This is a genomic window from Geodermatophilus sp. URMC 60 (assembly GCF_053502585.1).
This window is the reverse complement of record NZ_CP199958.1, coordinates 5,089,530-5,110,705: the sequence shown is the minus strand read 5'-3', so window position 1 is coordinate 5,110,705 and position 21,176 is coordinate 5,089,530. Positions and strand designations below refer to the sequence as shown.

At 74.9% G+C, this 21,176-nt stretch carries 23 protein-coding genes; 13 read left to right on the top strand and 10 right to left on the bottom strand.

Features of this window, described 5'->3' with window-relative positions; genetic code table 11:
- Positions 1-102 precede the first annotated feature (102 nt).
- The 3 genes from ACWIX3_RS24040 (at position 103) to ACWIX3_RS24030 (ending at position 1,273) form a co-directional block, all read left to right on the top strand.
- Complete coding sequence (locus ACWIX3_RS24040) at positions 103-282, top strand: hypothetical protein (protein WP_448609860.1); 180 nt, start codon at positions 103-105, stop codon at positions 280-282.
- A gap of 154 nt (positions 283-436) precedes the next feature.
- Positions 437-826, top strand: a complete 390-nt coding sequence (locus tag ACWIX3_RS24035; protein ID WP_448609859.1) for a F0F1 ATP synthase subunit epsilon — start codon at positions 437-439, stop codon at positions 824-826.
- Positions 827-865: 39 nt separating this feature from the next.
- Positions 866-1,273: a DUF2550 domain-containing protein gene (locus ACWIX3_RS24030; RefSeq protein ID WP_448609858.1), complete on the top strand. Its 408-nt coding sequence runs from the start codon at positions 866-868 to the stop codon at positions 1,271-1,273.
- A gap of 57 nt (positions 1,274-1,330) precedes the next feature.
- Here ACWIX3_RS24030 and ACWIX3_RS24025 read toward each other — a convergent pair whose 3' ends face one another.
- Positions 1,331-1,933 carry a cob(I)yrinic acid a,c-diamide adenosyltransferase gene (locus ACWIX3_RS24025; RefSeq protein WP_448609857.1) on the bottom strand — a complete coding sequence of 201 codons (603 nt, stop codon included), beginning with the start codon at positions 1,931-1,933 and terminating at the stop codon, positions 1,331-1,333.
- Positions 1,934-2,076: 143 nt separating this feature from the next.
- Between ACWIX3_RS24025 and murA the strand changes: the two genes are divergently transcribed.
- Together murA and ACWIX3_RS24015 are read left to right on the top strand one after the other, a co-directional pair.
- Positions 2,077-3,354, top strand: a complete 1,278-nt coding sequence (murA, locus tag ACWIX3_RS24020; protein WP_448609856.1) for a UDP-N-acetylglucosamine 1-carboxyvinyltransferase — start codon at positions 2,077-2,079, stop codon at positions 3,352-3,354.
- Positions 3,355-3,418: 64 nt separating this feature from the next.
- Positions 3,419-4,498, top strand: a complete 1,080-nt coding sequence (locus ACWIX3_RS24015; RefSeq protein ID WP_448609855.1) for an adenylate/guanylate cyclase domain-containing protein — start codon at positions 3,419-3,421, stop codon at positions 4,496-4,498.
- Between the two features lie 23 nt (positions 4,499-4,521).
- Here the strand turns inward: ACWIX3_RS24015 and ACWIX3_RS24010 are convergent, their stop codons facing one another.
- Entirely contained in the window at positions 4,522-4,836 is a 315-nt protein-coding gene (locus ACWIX3_RS24010) for a hypothetical protein (RefSeq protein WP_448609854.1), read from the bottom strand.
- Positions 4,837-4,930: 94 nt separating this feature from the next.
- On the opposite strand from ACWIX3_RS24010, the gene ACWIX3_RS24005 reads away from it, so the two are divergent.
- Positions 4,931-6,925 (top strand): methylmalonyl-CoA mutase family protein, encoded by a 1,995-nt coding sequence (locus ACWIX3_RS24005; RefSeq protein ID WP_448609853.1) that lies wholly within the window; start codon positions 4,931-4,933, stop codon positions 6,923-6,925.
- A 72-nt stretch (positions 6,926-6,997) separates the two neighbouring features.
- Here the strand turns inward: ACWIX3_RS24005 and ACWIX3_RS24000 are convergent, their stop codons facing one another.
- Positions 6,998-8,023, bottom strand: a complete 1,026-nt coding sequence (locus ACWIX3_RS24000; protein WP_448609852.1) for a Gfo/Idh/MocA family protein — start codon at positions 8,021-8,023, stop codon at positions 6,998-7,000.
- Between the two features lie 23 nt (positions 8,024-8,046).
- A complete protein-coding gene (locus ACWIX3_RS23995; RefSeq protein ID WP_448609851.1) occupies positions 8,047-8,775 on the bottom strand; it encodes a YqjF family protein in 729 nt (242 codons plus the stop codon).
- A gap of 80 nt (positions 8,776-8,855) precedes the next feature.
- Here ACWIX3_RS23995 and ACWIX3_RS23990 point away from each other — a divergent pair, with 80 nt between their 5' ends.
- The 4 genes from ACWIX3_RS23990 (at position 8,856) to ACWIX3_RS23975 (ending at position 11,830) form a co-directional block, all read left to right on the top strand.
- On the top strand, positions 8,856-9,629 hold the full coding sequence (locus ACWIX3_RS23990; protein WP_448609850.1) for an enoyl-CoA hydratase-related protein: 774 nt from the start codon (positions 8,856-8,858) through the stop codon (positions 9,627-9,629).
- A 24-nt stretch (positions 9,630-9,653) separates the two neighbouring features.
- Complete coding sequence (locus ACWIX3_RS23985; protein ID WP_448609849.1) at positions 9,654-9,902, top strand: type II toxin-antitoxin system Phd/YefM family antitoxin; 249 nt, start codon at positions 9,654-9,656, stop codon at positions 9,900-9,902.
- Between the two features lie 3 nt (positions 9,903-9,905).
- A complete protein-coding gene (locus ACWIX3_RS23980; RefSeq protein WP_448609848.1) occupies positions 9,906-10,286 on the top strand; it encodes a type II toxin-antitoxin system VapC family toxin in 381 nt (126 codons plus the stop codon).
- A gap of 197 nt (positions 10,287-10,483) precedes the next feature.
- Complete coding sequence (locus ACWIX3_RS23975) at positions 10,484-11,830, top strand: dicarboxylate/amino acid:cation symporter (protein WP_448609847.1); 1,347 nt, start codon at positions 10,484-10,486, stop codon at positions 11,828-11,830.
- 58 nt (positions 11,831-11,888) lie between these two features.
- Here ACWIX3_RS23975 and ACWIX3_RS23970 read toward each other — a convergent pair whose 3' ends face one another.
- Positions 11,889-12,743 (bottom strand): hypothetical protein, encoded by an 855-nt coding sequence (locus tag ACWIX3_RS23970; RefSeq protein WP_448609846.1) that lies wholly within the window; start codon positions 12,741-12,743, stop codon positions 11,889-11,891.
- 78 nt (positions 12,744-12,821) lie between these two features.
- On the opposite strand from ACWIX3_RS23970, the gene nucS reads away from it, so the two are divergent.
- From nucS to ACWIX3_RS23955, 3 genes are all read left to right on the top strand, one after another.
- Positions 12,822-13,505: an endonuclease NucS gene (gene nucS, locus ACWIX3_RS23965; RefSeq protein WP_448609845.1), complete on the top strand. Its 684-nt coding sequence runs from the start codon at positions 12,822-12,824 to the stop codon at positions 13,503-13,505.
- Between the two features lie 111 nt (positions 13,506-13,616).
- Entirely contained in the window at positions 13,617-15,413 is a 1,797-nt protein-coding gene (locus ACWIX3_RS23960; protein ID WP_448609844.1) for a 3-hydroxyacyl-CoA dehydrogenase family protein, read from the top strand.
- 73 nt (positions 15,414-15,486) lie between these two features.
- Positions 15,487-15,723 carry a hypothetical protein gene (locus ACWIX3_RS23955; RefSeq protein WP_448609843.1) on the top strand — a complete coding sequence of 79 codons (237 nt, stop codon included), beginning with the start codon at positions 15,487-15,489 and terminating at the stop codon, positions 15,721-15,723.
- A gap of 64 nt (positions 15,724-15,787) precedes the next feature.
- Here the strand turns inward: ACWIX3_RS23955 and ACWIX3_RS23950 are convergent, their stop codons facing one another.
- From ACWIX3_RS23950 to ccrA, 5 genes are all read right to left on the bottom strand, one after another.
- A complete protein-coding gene (locus ACWIX3_RS23950) occupies positions 15,788-16,420 on the bottom strand; it encodes a class F sortase (RefSeq protein WP_448609842.1) in 633 nt (210 codons plus the stop codon).
- A gap of 10 nt (positions 16,421-16,430) precedes the next feature.
- Entirely contained in the window at positions 16,431-17,282 is an 852-nt protein-coding gene (locus tag ACWIX3_RS23945) for a DUF4397 domain-containing protein (RefSeq protein ID WP_448609841.1), read from the bottom strand.
- Between the two features lie 86 nt (positions 17,283-17,368).
- Entirely contained in the window at positions 17,369-18,265 is an 897-nt protein-coding gene (locus ACWIX3_RS23940) for a hypothetical protein (protein WP_448609840.1), read from the bottom strand.
- 110 nt (positions 18,266-18,375) lie between these two features.
- Positions 18,376-19,638 carry a hypothetical protein gene (locus tag ACWIX3_RS23935; protein WP_448609839.1) on the bottom strand — a complete coding sequence of 421 codons (1,263 nt, stop codon included), beginning with the start codon at positions 19,636-19,638 and terminating at the stop codon, positions 18,376-18,378.
- 200 nt (positions 19,639-19,838) lie between these two features.
- A complete protein-coding gene (gene ccrA / locus ACWIX3_RS23930) occupies positions 19,839-21,170 on the bottom strand; it encodes a crotonyl-CoA carboxylase/reductase (protein WP_448609838.1) in 1,332 nt (443 codons plus the stop codon).
- Between the last annotated feature and the right edge of the window lie 6 nt (positions 21,171-21,176).

Here is a 21,176-nt window from a genome sequence, read left to right as displayed (position 1 = left end):
GGACGGGGGGTCAGCGGAGCGGGTTCCTCAAGGACGACCCGCTCCCTGCCGATCTTGTGCGGGAACGCCCGGAAGAGCTGGGCGACGAGCGGGAGAGACGACGTGGACGGCATCACCGGGACGCGGGTGGACGGCGCCGACTGGAGCTGGCCGCCGTCGGCCGCCGTGCCCTACGTCGGCGGCCGGCAGTTCCACACCGACGAGTGGGCGCCGGCCTCGACCGTGCGCCGTCCCTGGGTGCGCGTGGGCCGCTGGACCCTGCTGTACCGTCGCTGCGCCTGAGAGAGGACCCCCTCCTCGCCACCCCTCGTGAGCTCGGGGCGGTGCCCGGGAGGGGGCCTCGGCGGGAGCGCCACTAGAGTGAGCCCGACCCGTCGCCGTGTCCACCCCGGACGTGGCGACCCGTACCGCCGGTCGGTGGACCCCGAGGAGTGTTGTGGCGACCCTGCATGTCGAGTTGGTGGCCGTCGAGCGGATGATCTGGTCCGGCGAGGCGAACATGGTCGTGGCCCGCACGACCGAGGGTGAGCTGGGCGTCCTGCCCGGGCACGCGCCGCTGCTCGGCCAGCTCGCCGAGGGCGGTGTCGTCACCGTCCGCACCGTCGAGGGCGAGGACATGGTCGTCGCCGCCCACGGCGGCTTCCTGTCGGTGACCGACCGCGGGGTCTCGATCCTCGCCGAGACCGCGGAGATCTCCTCGGAGATCGACGTCGAGCGGGCGCGCGAGGCGCTGCGCCGCGCGGAGGGCGCCGGCGACGATCCCGAGGCCCTCGCCGCCGCCAAGCGCGCCCAGTCGCGGCTGCGCGCCGCGGGTCAGGACGCCTGAGCCGCCGCCGACGTCCCGCCTGACCGCCCGGCGCCCCGGATGACGACCGAACTGCTCGTCCTGGTGGCCGTCGCGGTGGTCGTCGTCGGGTTGGTCGTCGCCTTCCTGCTGCGCCGCCGCTTCCTGCTCACCGGTCTCGGCGCGGTCACCATGTGGCTGCGTCCGACGGGCTCGCCGCGGTGGTCGGTGGGAGTGGCCTGGTACGGCGGCGACTCGCTGCTCTGGTACCGCGCGCTGTCGCTGTCGGTGCGCCCGGAGCAACGGCTGTGCCGTGCGGAGGTCCGGGTCCAGGGACGGCGCCGCGCGGGCGCCTCGGACGTCGCCCTGCCCGACGACGTCGTCGTCCTCTCCTGCACCACCGCGGCCGGTCCCCGGGAGCTGGCCATGGACTCCTCGACGGTGACGGGCTTCCTCTCCTGGGTCGAGTCCGCGCCGCCGGTCCGCTGAGCGGCCCCCTCCGGGGCACCGCTCCGAGCTCGCGAGGAGGGGGAGGAGGGGGTCCTCCTACTCGCGGGCCTCGCGCTGGGCGTGCGCCCCGCTGTGCGCGCCGGGCGCCCACAGCACGTCGCCGCCGGGGTTGGCCACCCGGGCGAGGATGAACAGCAGGTCCGAGAGCCGGTTGAGGTAGCGCGCGGTCTCGGCGTTGCTGCGCTCGCCGTCGGCCTCCAGGAGCGCCCACACGCTGCGCTCGGCCCGCCGGGTGACGACCCGGGCCTGGTGCAGCAACGCGGCCAGCGGCGTGCCGCCGGGCAGGATGAAGCTGGCCAGCTTCGGCAGCTGCGCGTTGTACGCGTCGCAGGCCGCCTCCAGCCGCTCGGTGTAGGCGGCGGTCACCCGCAGCGGCGGGTACTGCGGGTCCGGGGTGACCGGCGTGGACAGGTCGGCGCCGACGTCGAACAGGTCGTTCTGCACGCTGCGCAGCAGCTCGGCGAGCTCCGGGGTCGGCGACCCGAGGGCCAGCGCGACGCCGAGCACGCTGTTGGCCTCGTCGACGTCGGCGTAGGCCACCAGGCGCGGGTCGGTCTTGGCCACCCGGCTCATGTCCCCGAGGTGCGTCTGGCCGGCGTCGCCGGTCTTCGTGTAGATGCGGGTCAGCCGGACGGTCATGCCCGGAGCCTAGAAGAAGGACCCCGCTGCCCCCTGGGAGGACCCTCCTTCCCCCCGCCACTCGCGGGCTCGCGGCGGGCCCCTGCAGGAGGGCCGATCGAGGCTCGCGACGGGGCCCTGCAGCAGGGCCATAGGGTGGCTGCGTGGAGTGCTTCGAGGTCACCGGCGGTACGGCCCTGACCGGGCGGGTGCGGGTGACCGGCGCTAAGAACAGTGCCCTCAAGCTCATGGCGGCCGCCCTGCTGGCCGCCGGCCGGACCACGATCGACGAGGTCCCCGACATCCTCGACGTGGCGATCATGAGCGAGGTGCTGCGCCGGCTCGGCTGCTCGGTGAGCTACGAGCGGCACCCGCACGGCGGCGGCGGCCGGCTCGTCGTCGACGTCCCCGACCAGCCCTCCACGGAGACCGACTACGACCTGGTCCGCCGCATGCGGGCCTCGATCAGCGTGCTCGGCCCGCTCGTCGCCCGGTGCGGCTCGGCCAGGGTGGCGCTGCCCGGCGGCGACGCGATCGGCTCGCGCGGGCTGGACATGCACATCTCGGGTCTCGAGCGGCTCGGCGCCACCATCCAGAGCGAGCACGGTTTCCTGGTGGCCACCGCGCCGCGGCTGGTGGGCACCAGCATCTGGCTGGACTTCCCGTCGGTCGGGGCCACCGAGAACCTGGTCATGGCCGCGGTGCTCGCCGAGGGCACGACGGTCATCGACAACGCCGCCCGCGAGCCGGAGATCGTCGACCTCTGCACGATGCTCACGGCGATGGGCGCCCAGATCGACGGGGCGGGCACCTCGACGATCACCGTCGACGGCGTGCCGACGCTGCAGCCGGTCACCTACACGACCGTGCCCGACCGGATCGTGGCCGGCACCTGGGCCATCGGCGCGGTGATGACCCGCGGGGACGTCGTCATCGAGGGGGCCGTCCCCGACCACCTCACCGTGGCCCTGTCCAAGCTCAGCGACGCAGGGGCACACGTCGAGCCGCTGCCCGACGGGCTGCGGGTGGCGATGGACGGCCGCCCGCGCTGCGTGGACGTCGTCACGCTGCCCTACCCGGGCTTCCCGACCGACCTCCAGCCGATGGCGGTCGCGCTGGCGGCGGTCTCCACGGGTACGGCGCTGATCACCGAGAACGTCTTCGAGGGCCGGTTCATGTTCGTCAACGAGCTGGTCCGGCTGGGTGCCTCGGTGCGCACCGACGGCCACCACGCCGTGGTCCGCGGCCGCGAGCGGCTCTCCAGCGCGCCTGTGCTGGCCACCGACATCCGCGCCGGCGCCGGGCTGGTGCTGGCGGGGCTGCTCTCCGACGGCGTCACCGAGGTGCAGGACGTGCACCACGTCGACCGCGGCTACCCCGACTTCGTCGAGCAGCTGCGCGGCCTGGGCGCGCAGATCGAGCGGGTCGAGCGGTCCGGGTGACCTCCACCGGCCGGGTCGGCGCGGGCCGAGCGGGACCACGCCGGTGTGCCGCACACTCGGGAGGGTGCACGACGAGGGCAGGACGCGTCCCAGCCTGACCGACGCCGAGCTCGACCGGCTGCTGCTCAGTGGTCGTCGGCGGTACACCCGGGTCCAGGTGGCCCAGCTGTCCCGCATGCCGCCGGACGGCTTCCGGCGGCTGTGGCACGCCCTGGGTTTCCCCGAGGCCGCCGAGGACGAGGTGGTGTTCACCGACGGCGACGTCGCCGCGCTGCACGCCCTGTCCGACCTCGTCGACGCCGGGTTCGTCGCCCCGGGCACCGAGGCGTCCTTCGCCCGTGCGCTGGCGCAGCCGCTGGCGCGGCTGGCCGACTGGCAGACCACCCTGCTCACCAGCGCCCTGGCGCGCGATCGCGACGGAGCGCCCGACCGGCCGGGCGGCACACCCGGGGACGTGCCGCCGACGGTCGACGCGCTGCTGTCCCTGCTGCGCGAGGTGCAGGACCACGTGTGGCGGCGGCACCTGGCCGCAGCGGCCGAGCGGGCGCCTGCCGCACCGGCCGGCGGCGAGGAGCGCGAGCTGGCGGTCGGCTTCGCCGACCTCGTCGGCTACACCACCCGCACGCGCGGCATGAGCGGTGCCGAACTGGCCGTCATGGTGGAGGACTTCGAGGCGACGGCTGCCGAGGTGGTCGCGCGCGGCGGCGGGCGGCTGGTGAAGACCGTCGGCGACGGGGTGCTCTTCACCGCCGCCGATCCGGCCGCCGCGGCGGAGATCGGGCTGTCGCTGCCCGAGCGGTGGGGTGCCGTGGACCGGCCGCCGCTGCGGGTCGGTCTCGCGCACGGTCGCGTGCTCACCCGGCTCGGGGACGTGTACTCGTCGGTGGTGAACCTGGCCAGCCGGCTGACCACGGTGGCGCGCGCGGGGAGTGTGCTCGTCGACCGCGAGCTGGCTGCCCGGCTGCGGCAGCACCCCGGCTACCGGATCGAGCCGCTGCAGCGCCGCTCGGTCAGCGGCTTCGAGGACTTGCAGCCGTGGCTGGTCAGCCGCTGCAGTGCGGCCGAGGGGCCGCCGGGCGCCGCCGCGCCGCTCGGCGAGAGGGCGGACGACGTCGCGGACCCACCCGAGCGCCCGCGGGGGTGACCCGCCCGGTCGGGCGCCTCGCCTCAGCCGGCGGGGAAGGACGAGGCCAGCACGCGGGCGCGGTCGGCGTCCTCGGGGAAGACCAGCACCTCGGCCCGGTGCGGGCCGGGGAAGCGCACGGTGGAGCGGATGCCCGCGTCGGAGAGCACCGCCTTCAGCGCCAGCGCCGACTCCCGCCGGGAGAGCGTGGCGACGCGGGTGAGCAGGCCGTCGTCCGCCGGGGGACGACGGCGCGGCTCCCCTCGGAAGGCCCACCGCAGGAAGAGGGCCAGCCCGGCGACGACGGCGAAGGCGATCACCGGTGCCACCAGGTAGTGCGTGCCGGCCACCGGTGCCATCGCAGTCCTCCTCTCGGCGCTTGCGAGTGTGCCACCGGGGGACACCCGGAGGGGGCCTCGCTACTCACCAGTAACAGACCTAGACTCCGCGTCCATGCCGTTCCCTTCAACGCCGAAGGATCGCGACCGCCCCTGGGTCATGCGCGCCTACGCCGGCCACTCGTCGCCGGCTGAGTCCAACGCCCTGTACCGGCGCAACCTGGCGAAGGGGCAGACCGGTCTCTCGGTCGCCTTCGACCTGCCCACGCAGACCGGCTACGACCCGGACGACGAACTGGCCGTCGGGGAGGTCGGCAAGGTCGGCGTACCGGTGACCCACATCGGCGACATGCGCGCGCTCTTCGACGGCATCCCGCTCGACGAGATGAACACGTCGATGACGATCAACGCGACGGCGATGTGGCTGCTGGCGCTCTACCAGGCGGTGGCGGAGGAGCACGGCCACGACATCGCCGAGCTGGCCGGCACGACGCAGAACGACATCATCAAGGAGTACCTGTCGCGGGGGACCCACGTGTTCCCTCCCGGGCCCTCGATGCGGCTGATCACCGACATGGTCGCCTACACGGTGTCGGCGATGCCGAAGTGGAACCCGATCAACATCTGCAGCTACCACCTGCAGGAGGCCGGGGCGACACCGGTGCAGGAGATCGCCTACGCGATGAGCACCGCGATCGCCGTCCTGGACTCGGTGCGCGACTCCGGGCAGGTGCCGCAGGAGCGCTTCGACGAGGTCGTCGCACGCATGTCCTTCTTCGTCAACGCGGGCGTCCGCTTCGTCGAGGAGATGTGCAAGATGCGGGCGTTCACCCGGCTCTGGGACGAGCTGACCTGCGAGCGCTACGGCGTCGAGGACCCCAGGCACCGCCGGTTCCGCTACGGCGTGCAGGTCAACTCCCTGGGCCTGACCGAGGCGCAACCGGAGAACAACGTCCAGCGGATCGTGCTGGAGATGCTCGCCGTCACGCTGTCGAGGGACGCCCGCGCCCGCGCCGTGCAGCTGCCGGCCTGGAACGAGGCGCTGGGGCTGCCCCGGCCGTGGGACCAGCAGTGGTCCCTGCGGCTGCAGCAGGTGCTGGCCTACGAGACCGACCTGCTCGAGTACGACGACCTCTTCACCGGCTCGGTGGTGGTGGAGCGGAAGGTCGCCGAGCTCGTCGCGGGCGCCCGCGAGGAGATCGCACGGGTCCAGGAGATGGGCGGCGCGGTCGCCGCGGTCGAGTCCGGCTACATGAAGGGCCAGCTCGTCGCCTCGCTGGCCGAGCGGCGGCGCCGGATGGAGAGCGGCGAGGACGTCGTCGTCGGCGTCAACCGGTTCGAGGGCACCGAGCCCAGCCCGCTGCTGGCCGACCTCGACGCCGCCATCCAGGTGGTCGACCCCGCCGTCGAGGCCGCCGCCTGCGAGTCGGTGCAGAAGTGGCGCGCCCAGCGCGACCCCGAGCCGGTCGAGCGGGCGCTCGCACGATTGCGCGAGGTCGCCGGCACCGGCGACAACCTGGTGGCCGCCACCCTCGGGTGCGCCCGCGCCGGCGTGACGACGGGGGAGTGGGCCGGTGTGCTGCGCGAGGTGTTCGGCGAGTACCGGGCTCCCACCGGCGTCGCCGCGGCCGCAGGGGGCGGCGAGGCCGACTGCGCCCTGGCCGGCGTCCGGGAGCGGGTGCGCGCCACGGGCGAGGAGCTCGGCGGGCGGCTGCGGTTCCTGGTCGGCAAGCCCGGCCTCGACGGGCACAGCAACGGCGCCGAGCAGATCGCCGTCCGCGCCCGCGACGCCGGCTTCGAGGTGGTCTACCAGGGCATCCGGCTCACCCCGGCGCAGATCGTGAGCGCCGCGATCGAGGAGGACGTGCACGTCGTCGGGCTGTCGGTCCTCTCCGGCTCGCACCTGCAGGTGGTGCCCGCAGTGCTGCAGGGGCTGCGGGACGCCGGCCTCGACGACGTCCCCGTGGTCGTCGGCGGCATCGTGCCCGACAGCGACGCCCGCCGGCTGCGCCAGCAGGGCGTGGCCCGGGTGTTCACGCCCAAGGACTTCGGCCTGACCGACATCATGGGCCAGATCGTCGACGTGGTCCGCGAGGCCAACGGCCTCTAGGAGGACCCCGTCCTCCTAGAGGCCGTTCGCAGGCTCGGGGCGGTGCCCTGGACGGGGCCGGGGTCGGCTCGGTCAGAGCGGGACGACGACGCCCTCGGTGGCGCTGCGGCGGGCGGCGTCGAGCACCGTGGCGGTGGCGACGGCGTCCCGAGGGTCGACCGGCACCCGGCCCTGCCCGCGGACGGCCGCGGCGAAGGCGGGGTAGAAGGTGTCCCAGCGGCCGCGCTCGGTCGGCACCACCACGCCCTCGTCGCCGCGGCGGAGCCGGCCCCAGCGCTCCTGTGGCTCGGCGCCCCAGCGCTCGCCCAGGGTGGCGGGTGTCCGGCCGGCCAGCAGCAGGGCCTCCTGCCCGTCCATCGGCCCGCCGACGACGTAGGCACCCTCGGTACCGCTGACCCGGAAGCGGTCGCCGGGCGCTCCCTGGCTCCAGCTGCCCCACAGGTGCGAGCGGGCGCCGCCGGCGTGGGTGAGCGCGACGAAGACGTCGTCGTCGAGGCCCGCGCCCCGCAGCTGCCACTCGGCGTAGACGCTCGTCACCGGGCCGAGCAGCACGAGGGCCTGGTCGACGAGGTGGCTGCCGAAGTCCAGCAGCGTGCCGCCGCCCGCAGCAGGCGGGCCCGGCTCGGGCTCGAACCGCTCGAAGCGCGACTCGAAGCGGGTCACCGTGCCGAGCCGCCCGGCGTCCACCAGCGCCCGGACGGTGCGGAAGTCGGAGTCCCAGCGGCGGTTCTGGTACGGCGCCAGCGGCAGCCGGCGGGCCGCGGCCAGCTGCACCGTCCCGGACGCGGCCGCGGCGTCCAGCGCGAACGGCTTGTCGCACACCACGGCGAGGTCCAGGCCGAGTGCCTGTTCGGTGAGCGGGGTGTGCGTGTCGGCCGGGGTGGAGATCGCCACCGCCTCGGCCCCGGCCTCGGCCAGCTCCTCGAGCGAGTCGAACGTGCGCAGGCCGGGGTGCTCGGCGGCGACCTGAGCCCGCCGCTGGGCCGACGTCGTCACCACGCCGAGGAGGTCGACCTCCGGTGCGGCGGCCAGCAGGGGGGCGTGGAAGTAGCGGCCGCCGAAGCCGTAGCCGACCAGTCCGAAGCGCACGGGGTCCATGCCGCGATCATGCCGTGCCCGGGTCAGCGCAGGCGCGGGCCGAAGCGGACGTCGACGCCGGGGGAGAACAGCACGCTGTCCGGGGCGCCGCCCACCGTGGGCAGCCCGGCCGCGGCCAGCAGGTCCTCGTCGCACGCCACCAGTTCGGCGGAGTGCAGCGGCCAGGCCGGGTGCTCGTTCGGCCAGTACGCCAGGCGCCCGGACGCCGTCTGGTGCAGCCCCCACCGGCCGGTGAGGAACCCCGCCAGCGGCCCGGGGCCGGCCAGCGGCGCGCCCACCCGGACGACGACCCGCCCGCCCGCGCCGCGCGGGCCGGGCCAGCGCCGGCGGGACGTGTAGGTGACCAGGTCGCCCTCGTGGCGCACCCGCATCCGCGCCCAGCAGTAGGGCAGCCCGGCGATCCAGCGGGCGGCGAGCACGGGCAGCAGCCGGTCGGCGTCCAGCGACCGGAACACCACACCCCGCCGGCCCCGGTCGTCGACCGAGTACAGCCGGACGTTGGTCTCGGCGAAGGACCCGGCCCACGGCAGGCCCGGCGCGCCGAGCAGGCCGATCCGGCGCATCCGGAAGGGGATCAGGCCGACGTACGTGGCGCCGTCCAGCACGTCGGGCCGGGTGCCCGGGGGCAGCAGCGGCGCCACCACGGCCGGGTCCACCGCCCAGTGCAGGAAGGCGACGTCGCGCCAGCCCTGCGTGAACACGGTGCGCCCAGCCGGCCGGGGTGCGGTCCCGGTGACCGGCTCGGGTTCCACACCGCCGAGCCTGCCACCCCGTTGCCGCCACCTGCCGGGCTCCATTGCCCCCACCCACCCCGTCGTGGTGTGGTCGCCCCATGACTGCAGAGGGCGCACCCCGGGTCGAGCGGGACGGCGACGTCGTCACCCTCACGATGTGCCGGCCGGGCAAGCGCAACGCCCTGTCCCGCGACCACCTGACCCAGTTGCTCGCCGCGGTCAGGGAGGTGGGGGAGAGCGACGCCGCCGGGCTCGTCATCGCCGCGGAGGGGCCGGTGTTCAGCGCCGGTCACGACTTCGCCGACGTCGCCGGCCGGCCGGTCCCCGAGGTGCGCAGCCTCCTGCAGCTGTGCACCGAGCTCATGCAGGCGCTGCACGACATCCCGCAGGTGGTGCTGGCGCGCGTGCACGCCCTGGCCACCGCGGCCGGCTGCCAGCTCGTGGCCTCCTGCGACCTGGCCGTCGCGGCCGAGTCGGCCGGCTTCGCCGCGCCGGGCGGCAAGGGCGGCTGGTTCTGCCACACGCCGATGGTGGCCATCGCCCGCGACATCGGCCGCAAGCGCGCCATGGAGCTGGCGCTCAGCGGTGACGTCATCGATGCGGCGACCGCGCTGGACTGGGGGCTGGTCAACCGGGTGGTGCCCGACGCCGAGCTCGACGCGGCCGTCGCCGACCTCATGGCCCGGGCCACCCGGGGGTCGCGGGCGAGCAAGGCCTGGGGCAAGCAGACGATGCACGCGCAGCTGGGCCGGCCCGAGCGGGACGCCTACACGACCGCGGTCGAGGTCATGGCCGCCGCCAGCCAGCTGCCGGGGGCGGTCGAGGGGATGAACGCCTTCCTCGGCAAGCGCCGGCCGGTCTGGCCGGACTGACACCTGCGGGGCTAATTTAGCTAGGTGACCGTCGCCAACGTCCACCAGGCCAAGACGAACCTGTCGAAGCTGCTGGACGCCGCCGAGCGCGGCGAGGAGGTCATCATCACGCGGCGCGGGAGCGGCGTCACGGAGTTCCGGCTGGTCCCCGTGGTGCCGTCGGCGAGGCGGGGGCTCTTCGGTCGCCTCGCCGGGCAGGTGGTGTTCGCGCCGGACTACGACACGGCCGACGCCGAGATCACCGCGGCCTTCGACCGGCACCTCGACGGCTGACCCGTGCGTCTGCTGCTGGACACGAACGCGCTGCTCTGGCTGCTGGCCGGCGATCCCAGGCTGGGGGCGCAGGCCCGCCACGAGGTGGAGACGGCCGCGGAGCTGGTCGTCTCGGCGGCCTCGCTCTGGGAGATCGCGATCAAGGTCTCGATCGGCAAGCTCGCTGCGCTGCCCGAACTGCCCGCGGTGCTGGCGGAGGCCGGGGTCCGCCGTCTCGGCGTCGAGGACGAGCACCTGCGGCGGCTGGAGTCGCTGCCCTGGCACCACCGGGACCCGTTCGACCGGCTGCTGATCGCCCAGGCCCAGGCGGAGGCGCTCACGGTGCTCACGGCCGACCCGGCCTTCGGCGACTACGCCGTCCCCGCTCGGGACGCCCGCCGCTGACCCCACCGCCCGCCGTGGGCCCGGTGATCCTCCGCACAGCGGGATGCACCGCGCCGCGCGCCGCCTTGCCCTCCGTGTGGAGAACCCCTGGGGCCTGACCCGGCGGCGTGCGCTGGACTTCGGGCGGACGACGACCGCCAGCTGTTGACGCCGCGCCGCGCCCGTCGTCCCACTCGTACCGTCCGGAAGGCACTCCTGTGCTCGCTCGTCTCCGCCGCGTCCCGTTCGCGGCGCAGGTCCTCCTCGCCCTCGTGCTGGGCGTCGCCCTCGGGCTCGTCGCCCGCGACATGGGTCCCGTCGCCGACGGCACCCCGAACTGGCTGACCAGCACGCTCCAGACCGTCGGCAGCACCTTCGTCACGCTGCTGAAGGTCCTCGTCCCGCCGCTGATCGTCACCGCGGTGATCGTCAGCATCGCCAACCTCAGGCAGGTCTCCAACGCCGCCCGGCTGGCCGGACAGACGCTGCTGTGGTTCGCGATCACCGCACTCATCGCGGTCTCCCTGGGCATCGGCCTGGGCCTGCTCACCCAGCCGGGCCGCAACAGCTCCGTCGACGCCGCCGCCCAGGCCGCGCCCGAGACCACCGGGTCCTGGTGGGACTTCCTCACCGGACTGGTGCCCGCCAACGTCCTCGGCCTGCAGTCCTCGGCCGAGGGCGCGCTGTCGTTCAACGTCCTCCAGCTGATCGTGCTGGCCGTGGCGATCGGCGTGGCCGCGCTGAAGGTCGGCGAGTCGGCCGAGCCGTTCCTGGCCCTGACCCGCTCGGCGCTGGCGATCGTGCAGAAGCTGCTGTGGTGGGTCATCCTGCTGGCCCCGATCGGCACCGTCGGCCTGATCGGCAACGCGGTGGCCAGCTACGGCTGGGAGTCCCTGGGCTCGCTCGGCGTCTTCGCCGGGTCCGTCTACGCCGGCCTCGCGCTCGTCCTCTTCGTCGTCTACCCGGTGCTGCTGCGGCTGCACGGCCTCTCGCCGCTGCGGTGGTTCGCCGGCGCCTGGCCGGCCATCCAGCTGGCCTTCGTCTCCCGCTCCTCGATCGGCACGCTGCCGGTGACCGAGCGGGTGACCGAGCAGGACCTCGGCGTCCCGCGGTCCTACGCCTCGTTCGCCGTGCCGCTCGGCGCGACGACGAAGATGGACGGCTGCGCGGCGATCTACCCGGCCCTGGCCGCCATCTTCGTGGCCCAGTTCTTCGGCGTGGACCTGTCGGTCACCGACTACCTGCTCATCGCGCTGGTCTCGGTCGTCGGTTCCGCCGCGACCGCCGGCGTGACCGGCGCGGTCGTCATGCTGACGCTGACCCTCTCCACGCTGGGCCTGCCGCTCGCCGGCGTCGGCCTGCTCCTGGCCATCGACCCGATCCTGGACATGGGCCGGACCGCGGTGAACGTCGCCGGCCAGGTGCTGGTGCCGACGATCGTCGCCAAGCGCGAGGGCATCCTCGACGTGGCGCGCTACCGGTCGGGTCGCCCGGCCGAGCCGCTCGCCGCGGTCGACGCGACCGGTGGGGTGGACGCCGACCTGCGTCCGGCGGTGACCGTCTAGCCGCACCCCCGCACTCGACGGCCCGGTCCCCTCCCGTGGGGACCGGGCCGTCGGCGTCTCAGCTCCCGAGCTCCGCGCAGCCGGTCTCGTGCGGCAGCAGCGGGCGCAGCCTGAGCAGCCACCGGCTGCCGTCGCCCGCGACCCACGGCGTCAGCGTGGTGGCCGTCGCCGCCGCGGCCAGCACCGCACCGGCGTCGCCGCCACGGGCGACGACGCAGGACAGCCCCAGCCCGCCGGGCAGGGGCTCGCCGGGCAGCGCGGGGCCGGGCCAGGTGACGTCCGGCTGCACCAGCGCGGGGTCGGCAGGCGGCGTCCACGGCGCGACGACGGCGGCCACCGCCTCGGCCGAGTACGGCTCCGGGCCGCTCGCGCCCAGCGGCTCGGGCGAGGACAGCACGTCGAGCAGGCCCGAGAGCTCCCCGCGCGCAGCCTGCTGCTCCGGGGTGAGCCCGCTGTCCTCGGGCAGCTCGAACAGCGCCTCCACCTCGCGCACCGTCGTCCCCTCGTCCGTGACGAGGGTGAACCGGGTGGCCGGGGCGTCGGCGACCGGCGGGGAGCCCAGGTCGCCGCTGCCGGTCACGCCGGCGGCGACGGCGCGGTCGACGACGGTCTGCACGCCGTCGGCGTCCAGCCGCCAGACCTGCAGGGCCGGCAGCGCCGGTGGCGGGTACACCTGGATCTGCGCGCCGGGGGTCACGACCCGGCCGTCGCCGTAGACGGCCACCAGCGGCACCCGCGCCGCCATGGCCTCGGGTGTGGTGAAGCCGCCGACGTGCTCGACCTCCAGCACCAGCCGGCCCGGCCCGGCCGAGACGGGCGCCGGCCGGGCGGTGGCGTCGCCCCTGGGCGTGCCGGCGCACCCGGCCGCCAGCACGAGCAGGGCCAGGGCTCCGGACAGCCGCGCGCGTCTCACTTGGTCAGGATGCCGTGTTGCCGCGGCCGCGCCCGCCGCCCCCGGCCGGTCGTTGCCGGTTCGGTACCGTCGGACCCCGTGCGCCTGGTCATCGCCCGCTGCTCGGTCGACTACGTGGGGCGGCTGACCGCCCACCTGCCCATGGCGCCGCGTCTGCTGCTCGTCAAGGCCGACGGGTCGGTGTCCGTGCACGCCGACGACCGCGCCTACAAGCCGCTGAACTGGATGACCCCGCCCTGCTCGTTCAAGGACGAGCTGGTCAGCGGTCCGGACGGGGCCTCCGGCACCTGGACGGTCACCAACAAGGCCGGGGAGCAGCTGATCATCACCATCGAGTCGGTGGAGCACGACAGCTCGCACGAGCTCGGCGTCGACCCGGGCCTGCAGAAGGACGGCGTCGAGGCCGAGCTGCAGCGGCTGCTGGCGCTGCACGTGGAGACCTTCGGGACCGGCTGGTCGCTGGTGCGCCGCGAGTACCCGACCGCGATCGGCCCGGTGGACCTGCTGTGCCGCGACGCCGACGGCGGCACCGTCGCGGTCGAGGTCAAGCGGCGCGGCGAGATCGACGGCGTCGAGCAGCTCACCCGCTACCTCGAGCTGCTCAACCGCGATCCGCTGCTGGCGCCGGTGCGCGGGGTGTTCGCCGCGCAGGAGATCAAGCCGCAGGCGCGGGTGCTCGCCGGCGACCGCGGCATCGAGTGCCTGACCGTCGACTACGCCGTCCTCAAGGGCACCGACGACCCGACGCAGCGGCTGTTCTGAGCGTTACCGCCCGGTAGCCCGGCGTCCGCGGCATCGCCCGTGGGTGCGAGACTGCCCCCGATCGCGGACGGGGTGCCCGGGGCCGGGTGCCGGCGCAGAGGAGATGGCAGCGTGGCCAGAGAACTGACCGAGATCGGCGTGGTGGGGCTGGGCACCATGGGTGCCGGCATCGCGGAGGTGCTCGCCCGGGCGGGCCTGTCGGTGACCGCCGTGGACGTCGACGAGGCAGCCGTGGCCCGCGGGCGGGAGCACCTGGAGCACTCCACCGGACGGGCGGTCCAGCGCGGCAAGCTCGACCCCGCCGACCGCGACGCCATCATCGGGCGCATCCGGTTCAGCACCTCGCTGGAGGACCTCGCGCAGGCCGAGCTCGTGATCGAGGCCGTGCCGGAGCGCATGGAGCTCAAGTGCGAAATCTTCAGCAAGCTGGACAAGATCTGCCCGCCGGACACCATCCTGGCCACCAACACCTCGAGCCTGTCGGTCACCGAGATCTCGGTGGCCACCGGGCGGTCGAGCAAGGTCATCGGCATGCACTTCTTCAACCCGGCACCGGTCATGAAGCTGGTCGAGGTCGTGCGCACCGTCGTCACCGAGCCGTCGGTGATCGAGGACGTCGAGGCGCTGGCCGAGCGGCTGGGCAAGGTCGACGTCACCATCGGCGACAAGGCCGGCTTCATCGCCAACGCGCTGCTGTTCGGCTACCTCAACCACGCGGTCTCGATGTACGAGAACCGGTACGCCAGCCGTGAGGACATCGACGCGGCCATGCGGCTGGGCTGCGGCCTGCCGATGGGCCCGCTGGCGCTCATGGACCTCATCGGCATCGACACCGCCTACGAGATCCTCGAGACGATGTACCGGCAGTCCCGCGACCGGCTGCACGCGCCCACCCCGATCATCAAGCAGATGATGACCGCGGGCCTGCTGGGCCGGAAGTCCGGCCGCGGCTTCTACACCTACGCCGACCGGGACTCCGCCCAGGTCGTGCCCGACGCGCAGACCCCGGCCGAGGGCGGGGCCGCCGAGGGCGCCCGCGAGGTGTCCACGGTCGGCGTCGTCGGCTCCGGGACGATGGCCACCGGCATCATCGAGGTCGTCGCCAGGGGCGGCTACGACGTCCGCTTCGTCGCCCGCTCGGCGGACAAGGTCGAGGCGGTGCACAGAGAGCTGGCGAGGTCGCTGGAGAAGCAGGTGCAGCGCGGCCGGCTCGACGAGGCCACGCGGGACGAGGTGCTCGCCCGGGTCAGCGGGACGACGGTCCTCGACGAGCTCGCCGACCGCGACCTGGTCATCGAGGCCGTCGTCGAGTCGCTGCCGGTCAAGGAGGCGCTGTTCGCCAACCTCGGCGAGATCGCCAAGCCCGGCGCGGTGCTGGCCACCACGACCTCGAGCCTGCCGGTCATCGAGTGCGCCCGGGCCAGCGGCCGGCCCGGCGACGTCGTGGGCATGCACTTCTTCAACCCGGCCCAGGTGATGAAGCTGGTGGAGGTCGTCTCGACGATCTCCACCGCCCCGGACGTGGCGGCGACCGCGCACGCGGTGTGCCGGCGGCTGGACAAGCACGCGGTCTCCTGCACCGACCGGGCCGGCTTCATCGTCAACGCGCTGCTGTTCCCGTACCTCAACGACGCGGTGAAGATGCTGGAGGCGCACTACGCGACCGCCGACGACATCGACGCCGCCATGAAGGTCGGCTGCGGTTACCCGATGGGCCCCTTCGAGCTGCTGGACGTCGTCGGCCTCGACGTCTCCCTGGCCATCGAGCGGGAGCTCTACACCGAGTTCCGCGAGCCCGGTTTCGCTCCCGCCCCGCTGCTCGAGCACCTGGTGACCGCCGGGTACCTGGGTCGCAAGACCGGCCGGGGGTTCCGGGACCATGCCGCCCGTGACATGGCGCGCCACTGACCGGGTGCCCCGCCGCAGTGGTCGGAAGGGGTCGCGGCCTGCGGGCCGCGACCCCTCCCGCCGTCCCGAGACGGTGGAGGAGGCGGCGGACGGCGACTGGGTGGTGCGTCGGGTCACCGGCGCGGCGAGCGGCAAGACCTACCGCTGCCCGGGCTGCGACCAGGAGATCCGCCCCGGGACGCCGCACCTGGTGGCCTGGCCGGCCTATCCGCGCGACTCCGACCTCGACCCCTGGGACACCGACTCGGCCGCCGACCGTCGCCGGCACTGGCACGCGACCTGCTGGTCCGCGCGGGGCCACCGCCGTTGAAGGACCTCCTCGCCCCCCACCGCTCGCAGGCTCGCGGCGGGCCCCCTGCGAGGAGGCGGTTCCATCACGTCACCAGCCGCGCGAAGACGACGACGTTGTCCTCGTAGCTGGCGCGGGAGCGGTCGAAGTCGCCGCCGCAGGTGACCAGCCGCAGCTCCGCCCGAGGGGTGGGTCCGTAGACCGCCGCGGTCGGGAAGTCGTCCTTCGGGTACCGGCCGATGCCGGTGACGGTGAAGCGCGCCGTCGTCCCGTCCTCGCGGTCGACCAGGACTTCGTCGCCGGGCGCGAGGTCGTCGAGGCGGGAGAACACCGCCGGCCCGTCGACCGAGTCGACGTGCCCGGCGACCACCGCGGGACCGACGTCGCCCGGGACGGCGCCGCCGGTGAACCAGCCCGCCCGGGCGTAGTCGTCGGGTGGCACGAGGACGCCGGAGGCGTCGGTGCCCAGCCGCAGCAGCTCGCTGTCCACCCCGATGGCCGGCACGCGGACGCGCACCGGCGAGGCCCCCGTCCGCTCCGTGCCGCGCTCGGCGACCACCGGAGCGGCGGAGGCAGCGGCGGGCGGGGAGTCGGCGGCGGCCGGCGCGGGAGCACCGGGAGGGCCCAGCGCCACCGCGCCGGCGGCCACCGCGACGCCGACGGACAGCCCCCGGACCAGCTGCAGCGCCGGGCGCCGCGGCCTCCGGTGACGGCTCACCGGCCGCTCCTCAGCGCTGCGCGGCGTGCCGCGCGGGACCGCGCCGCGACCGCCGGGCCAGCAACGCACCGGTCAGCACGGTGAGGCCGACGGCGCCGCCGACGACGGCGGGCTCCAGCTCCGCGGACGCGGTGCCCCCGGCGCCGGTCTCCACGCCGCCGGTGGGGACGACGCCGGAGCCGGCGGCGTCCAGGACGGTGCGCACGGTCAGCCCGCCCTCGGGCCGGTCCAGGACGAACAGGCTGTAGACCGAGCCCGGGGCCAGGTCGAGCGGCAGCTCGGTCGGCTCGCCGTCCACCGTCACCTGCAGCTCGCCGGCGTCCCCCGGCACGGTGGTGTGGTCGCCGGTCCCGGCGAAGGCCAGGCCGGTGGCGAGGTCCGTGCCACCCGCGGAGGCGTCCAGCGTCGGCGCGTTGGCCGCGGCCGAGACGACCCGCACCCGCGCCTGGCCCGATGGCGGGAGGGTGAGGTCGTCCTCGAGCACCTCCAGGCCCAGGTCGGCGAAGCGGCCCACGCCGGCGACGGTGCGGGCGCTGTCGGCGCCGACCTGCACGGTGGTGGAGAGCACCGGTGGGGTGGCCGGATCTGCGCCGGCCTGGCGCATGCTCACCGCGTAGACGCCCTCGGGCACGTCCTGGTAGTCGGAGATGGTCCCGTAGGCGACGCCGGGCACGGTCAGCAGCGCCGTCCCGTCGCCGGGGTCGGAGACGGAGTCGACGTAGACGTCCACCGCCGGGGTGTCGGGGGACAGGTGGGCCAGGCGGAGCAGGCCGTTCTCGGCGGCGCCGGCCCCGGCAGGGGCGACGAGCACCGTCCCGGCGGTCATGGCGGTGACGGCCAGGACGCGGGTCCAGCGGGCCACGGTTCCTCCAGCGGGCTCGGGAGCGGACCGCTCCGGCGGTTCCGGGTCCATTCGCGCACCCTTCGCGACTCCTGTCCAACCGAGCGTCACGGGAAGACCTCGGCCACCAGGGCGTCGGGATCGGAGGCGTAGCGGTAGGACAGCAGGACGCCGTCCTCGGTGACCTCGACGGGGTCGGGTGCGAAGGGCGGCCGCTGCGCCTCCAGCCAGGTCGTCAACGACGCCGTGGCGGGCTCCCCGGTTCCGACGGGAGCGCCGCCCACCGCCGCGAGCAGCACGGTGCGGACGGGGCCCTCGGCGCCGTCGGCCCGCGGGAACGCGGCCACGTCGACCCCCCCGCGGGCGGTCAGCACGGCGACCAGGGACAGCAGCCGCATGTCGACGTCGGCCGACCGCAGCACGGCGGTGGCCTCCTCGGGGACGTGAGTCGTCGGGTTGGCCAGGACCGCCGCGGCCAGCGCGCGCCGCTGGTCGAGCTGCTCGGGCGTCGGCGTGCCGGGTGCGGGATCGACGAGGGCGAGGCCGTCGAAGCGGGCGACGACGCGGCTGCCGGGCTCCGGCTCGCGGCGGGTGACGGTGAGGACGACGTCGCCGGGGCCGGTCGGCTCCTCGGTCGTCACCAGCTCGTCGGGGGCACCGGCGGCCAGCAGGTCCGCGCGGACGTCGTCCTCCGAGCGCAGCCGCGCGCCGCCGGGGAGCTCGCGATCGGCCCAGTCCAGCAGCGCCGCGACGGGCCCGTCCGGCGCCGGGGACGCCGAGGGGCCCGCCGTCGGGGAGGGAGGCGGAATCGGGACGGCGCTCGCCCCTCCACCGTCGGCGGTCGACCGGTCGGCCGCCTCGCCGCCGAGGACGAGGGCGAGCACCGCGGCGCCCAGCACCGCGAGCAGCACGATGCCGACGGCCACCACGCCGGTGCCGCCGTGCAGGAGGGCGACGAGCCGTCCTCCCGAGCGGGAGCGGTGGCGGGCACGGCGGGTCGGCACCGCTCCTCCTCCCGGCGTCCGCCGACGGGTCGGCCCGCGGGACACCGGCGGCCATCCTCCAGGGTCCCGCCGCGAGCCTGCTGGTGGTGGTGGGGGAGGCCGGTCCTTCCTCAGCGCCGGCCGGCGGCGGTCTGGTTGGCCGTGTCGGCCTCGTCGGGCCGGACGGCCGGCTGCACGAGCGTCGGCGGGTCGACCCGCGGGGGTGTCGAGGCGGACGTGCTGCCGGTGGGGACGGGATGCAGCTGCTGGGTCGTCTCCGCGTCCGGGGTGACCTGCTGGGTCGGGGCGTCGGCCGCGGGGGTGACGGCCGGCTGCGTCGGCGGGGCCGGGGGCCGGGTGGGCTGCCGGGCTGCGGCGGCCTCGCCGTTGCCCGCCGGCGGCTCGACCGGCCGCTGCGCCGGCTGGGGTGCCGTCGTGGGGCGCACCACCGGCTGCTGGGCGGTGACCGGGCCGACCGGCGGCTGCTGCCGCTGCTCCTCGCGGGCCGGCCCGGGCTGGGCCTGCGGGGTACGCGGGGTCGGCTGCGGGCGGGGCGGCGCCGGCGGCCGGGTGCCGGCCTGCGGCTCGGGGCGCTGGTCGCCGAGGTCGGGCAGCCGCTCGAGCAGCGTGCGGGCCTCGAGCAGCCGGCCGGTGAGCTCGTCGCGCACCGCGCGGATGGCGGCCGCGGCGGCCTCGGCCTCGCTGACGAGTCGGGTGGCCTGCTCCTCGGCGGACGCGACCCGCTGGCGGGCGGCCTCGGCGGAGGTGCGGTCGCGCTCCTGGTCCAGCCGCGCGGCCTCCTGCCGGCGCGCCCGCTGGGCGATCTCGAAGTCCTCCTCGACCTTGGCCCGCCGGGCCTGCGACTCGGCGTCGAGCCGGGCGACCTTCTCCTGGGCCTTGGCGACGAGTTCGTCGGCGCGGATCTGGGCCTTGCTGGCGATCTGCTCGGCGTTCTGCCGCGCCTCGGCGATCATCCGGTCGACCTCGGCCTGGCCGGCGGCGTGCCGCTCGTGCATCGCCCGTTCCTCGGCGGCGGTGTGCTCCCGCAGCGCCCGGGCCTCCTCCTCGGCGGAGCGCCGGATCTCCGCGGCCTCCTCCTCGGCCAGCCGCAGCATGTGCTGGATGCGCTCGCTGAGGTTCTCGAACGTGGGCGGCCCGGAGGACGCAGCCTTGCGCCGCAGCTGGTCGATCTCCCCGTGCAGTGCCGAGAGCTGGCCGGCCAGGTCCGCCGAGCGGCTCATCGCCGCGTCGCGGTCGGCCATCGCCACCTGGATGTCGGCCTCGAGGCGCTCGATGGTCTCGGCCACCTGGTGCCGGTCGTAACCCCGGAGCACCACGTCGAACGAGTGCTGGGCCTCGCGCATCGGCAGCATGTCGCGGCGGGGATCGGTCATGCGGTCATCCTCGCAGAGTCGGCGGGCGAGCCCGGCGTGTCGCCAGGACCGTCCCCTGCAGGGTGCCAGCACCGCGCGGGGCCGCGCCACGTGCCGGCGCCCTGCAGGGGAAGGACCCCGTCCTCCTCACCCCTGGCAGGCTCGACCCCTGGCAGGCTCGGGCGAGCCCCGGAACGGGCCGTGCGGGACGGGGTCCTCCTTCAGACGCCCCGGAACCGGTTGATCGCGGTGAGGTGCTTCTCCCGCTTGGCGGCGTCCTTGACGCCGAGGCCCTCCTCGGGGGCGAGGGTCAGCACGCCGACCTTGCCCTGGTGCAGGTTGTGGTGGACGTCGTAGGCGGCCTGGCCGACCTCGTGCATCGCGTAGACCTTCGACAGGGTCGGGTGGACGAGGCCCTTGTCGATGAGCCGGTTGGCCTCCCACGCCTCCTTGTAGTTGGCGAAGTGCGAGCCGACGATCCGCTTGAGGTTCATCCACAGGTAGCGGTTGTCGTACTGGTGCAGGTACCCGCTGGTGGAGGCGCAGGTGACGATCGTGCCGCCCTTCTTGGCGACGTAGACGCTCGCGCCGAAGGTCTCCCGGCCCGGGTGCTCGAAGACGATGTCGACGTCGTCGCCACCGGTCAGCTCGCGGATCCGCTTGCCGAACCGCTGCCACTCCCTGGGGTCCTGGGTGTGCTCGTCCTTCCAGAACCGGTAGCCCTCGGCGGAGCGGTCGATGACCAGCTCGGCGCCCATCTTCCGGACGATGTCGGCCTTCTCCGCGCTGGAGACCACGCACACCGGGATCGCGCCGCCGTTGAGCGCCATCTGGGTGGCGTAGGAGCCCAGCCCGCCCGACGCCCCCCAGATCAGCACGACGTCGCCCTGCTTCATGCCCGCGCCGTTCCTGCTCACCAGCTGGCGGTAGGCGGTCGAGTTGACCAACCCGGGGGCCGCGGCCTCCTCCCACGTCAGGTGCGCGGGCTTGGGCATGAGCTGGTTGCTCTTGACCAGCGCGAGCTCGGCCAGGCCGCCGAAGTTGGTCTCGAAGCCCCAGATCCGCTGCTGCGGGTCGAGCATGGTGTCGTCGTGGCCGGCCGGGTCCTCCAGCTCGACCGACAGGCAGTGCGCGACCACCTCGTCGCCGGGCTTCCACCTGTTCACGCCCGGCCCCACCCGCAGCACCACGCCGGCCAGGTCCGAACCCACCACGTGGTAGGGCAGGTCGTGCCGCTTGGTCAGGTCGTTCTGGCGGCCGTAGCGCTCGAGGAACCCGAAGGTCGACACCGGCTCGAAGATCGACGTCCAGACGGTGTTGTAGTTCACCGACGAGGCCATCACCGCGACGATCGCCTCACCCGGGCCGAGCTCGGGGGTGGCCACCTCCTCCACGTGCAGCGACTTGCGCGGGTCCTTCTCCTTGGCGGACAGGCCCTCGAACACCCCCTGCTCGTCCTTGCGCACCAGCACGGCGCGGTAGGACTCCGGCACCGGCAGCCCGGCGATGTCCTCCAGCTGGTCGGCGAGGATGGCGTCCCTGATGTCCTTCACGCGGTC

Excerpts from the sequence above, each read along its gene's own strand:
- ACWIX3_RS24030 (WP_448609858.1), top strand. The coding sequence starts at position 866 with ATGACGACCGAACTGCTCGTCCTGGTGGCCGTCGCGGTGGTCGTCGTC.
- ACWIX3_RS24025 (WP_448609857.1), bottom strand. The coding sequence starts at position 1,933 with ATGACCGTCCGGCTGACCCGCATCTACACGAAGACCGGCGACGCCGGC.
- ACWIX3_RS24010 (WP_448609854.1), bottom strand. The coding sequence starts at position 4,836 with ATGGCACCGGTGGCCGGCACGCACTACCTGGTGGCACCGGTGATCGCC.
- ACWIX3_RS24005 (WP_448609853.1), top strand. The coding sequence starts at position 4,931 with ATGCCGTTCCCTTCAACGCCGAAGGATCGCGACCGCCCCTGGGTCATG.
- ACWIX3_RS24000 (WP_448609852.1), bottom strand. The coding sequence starts at position 8,023 with ATGGACCCCGTGCGCTTCGGACTGGTCGGCTACGGCTTCGGCGGCCGC.
- ACWIX3_RS23990 (WP_448609850.1), top strand. The coding sequence starts at position 8,856 with ATGACTGCAGAGGGCGCACCCCGGGTCGAGCGGGACGGCGACGTCGTC.
- ACWIX3_RS23935 (WP_448609839.1), bottom strand. The coding sequence starts at position 19,638 with ATGACCGATCCCCGCCGCGACATGCTGCCGATGCGCGAGGCCCAGCAC.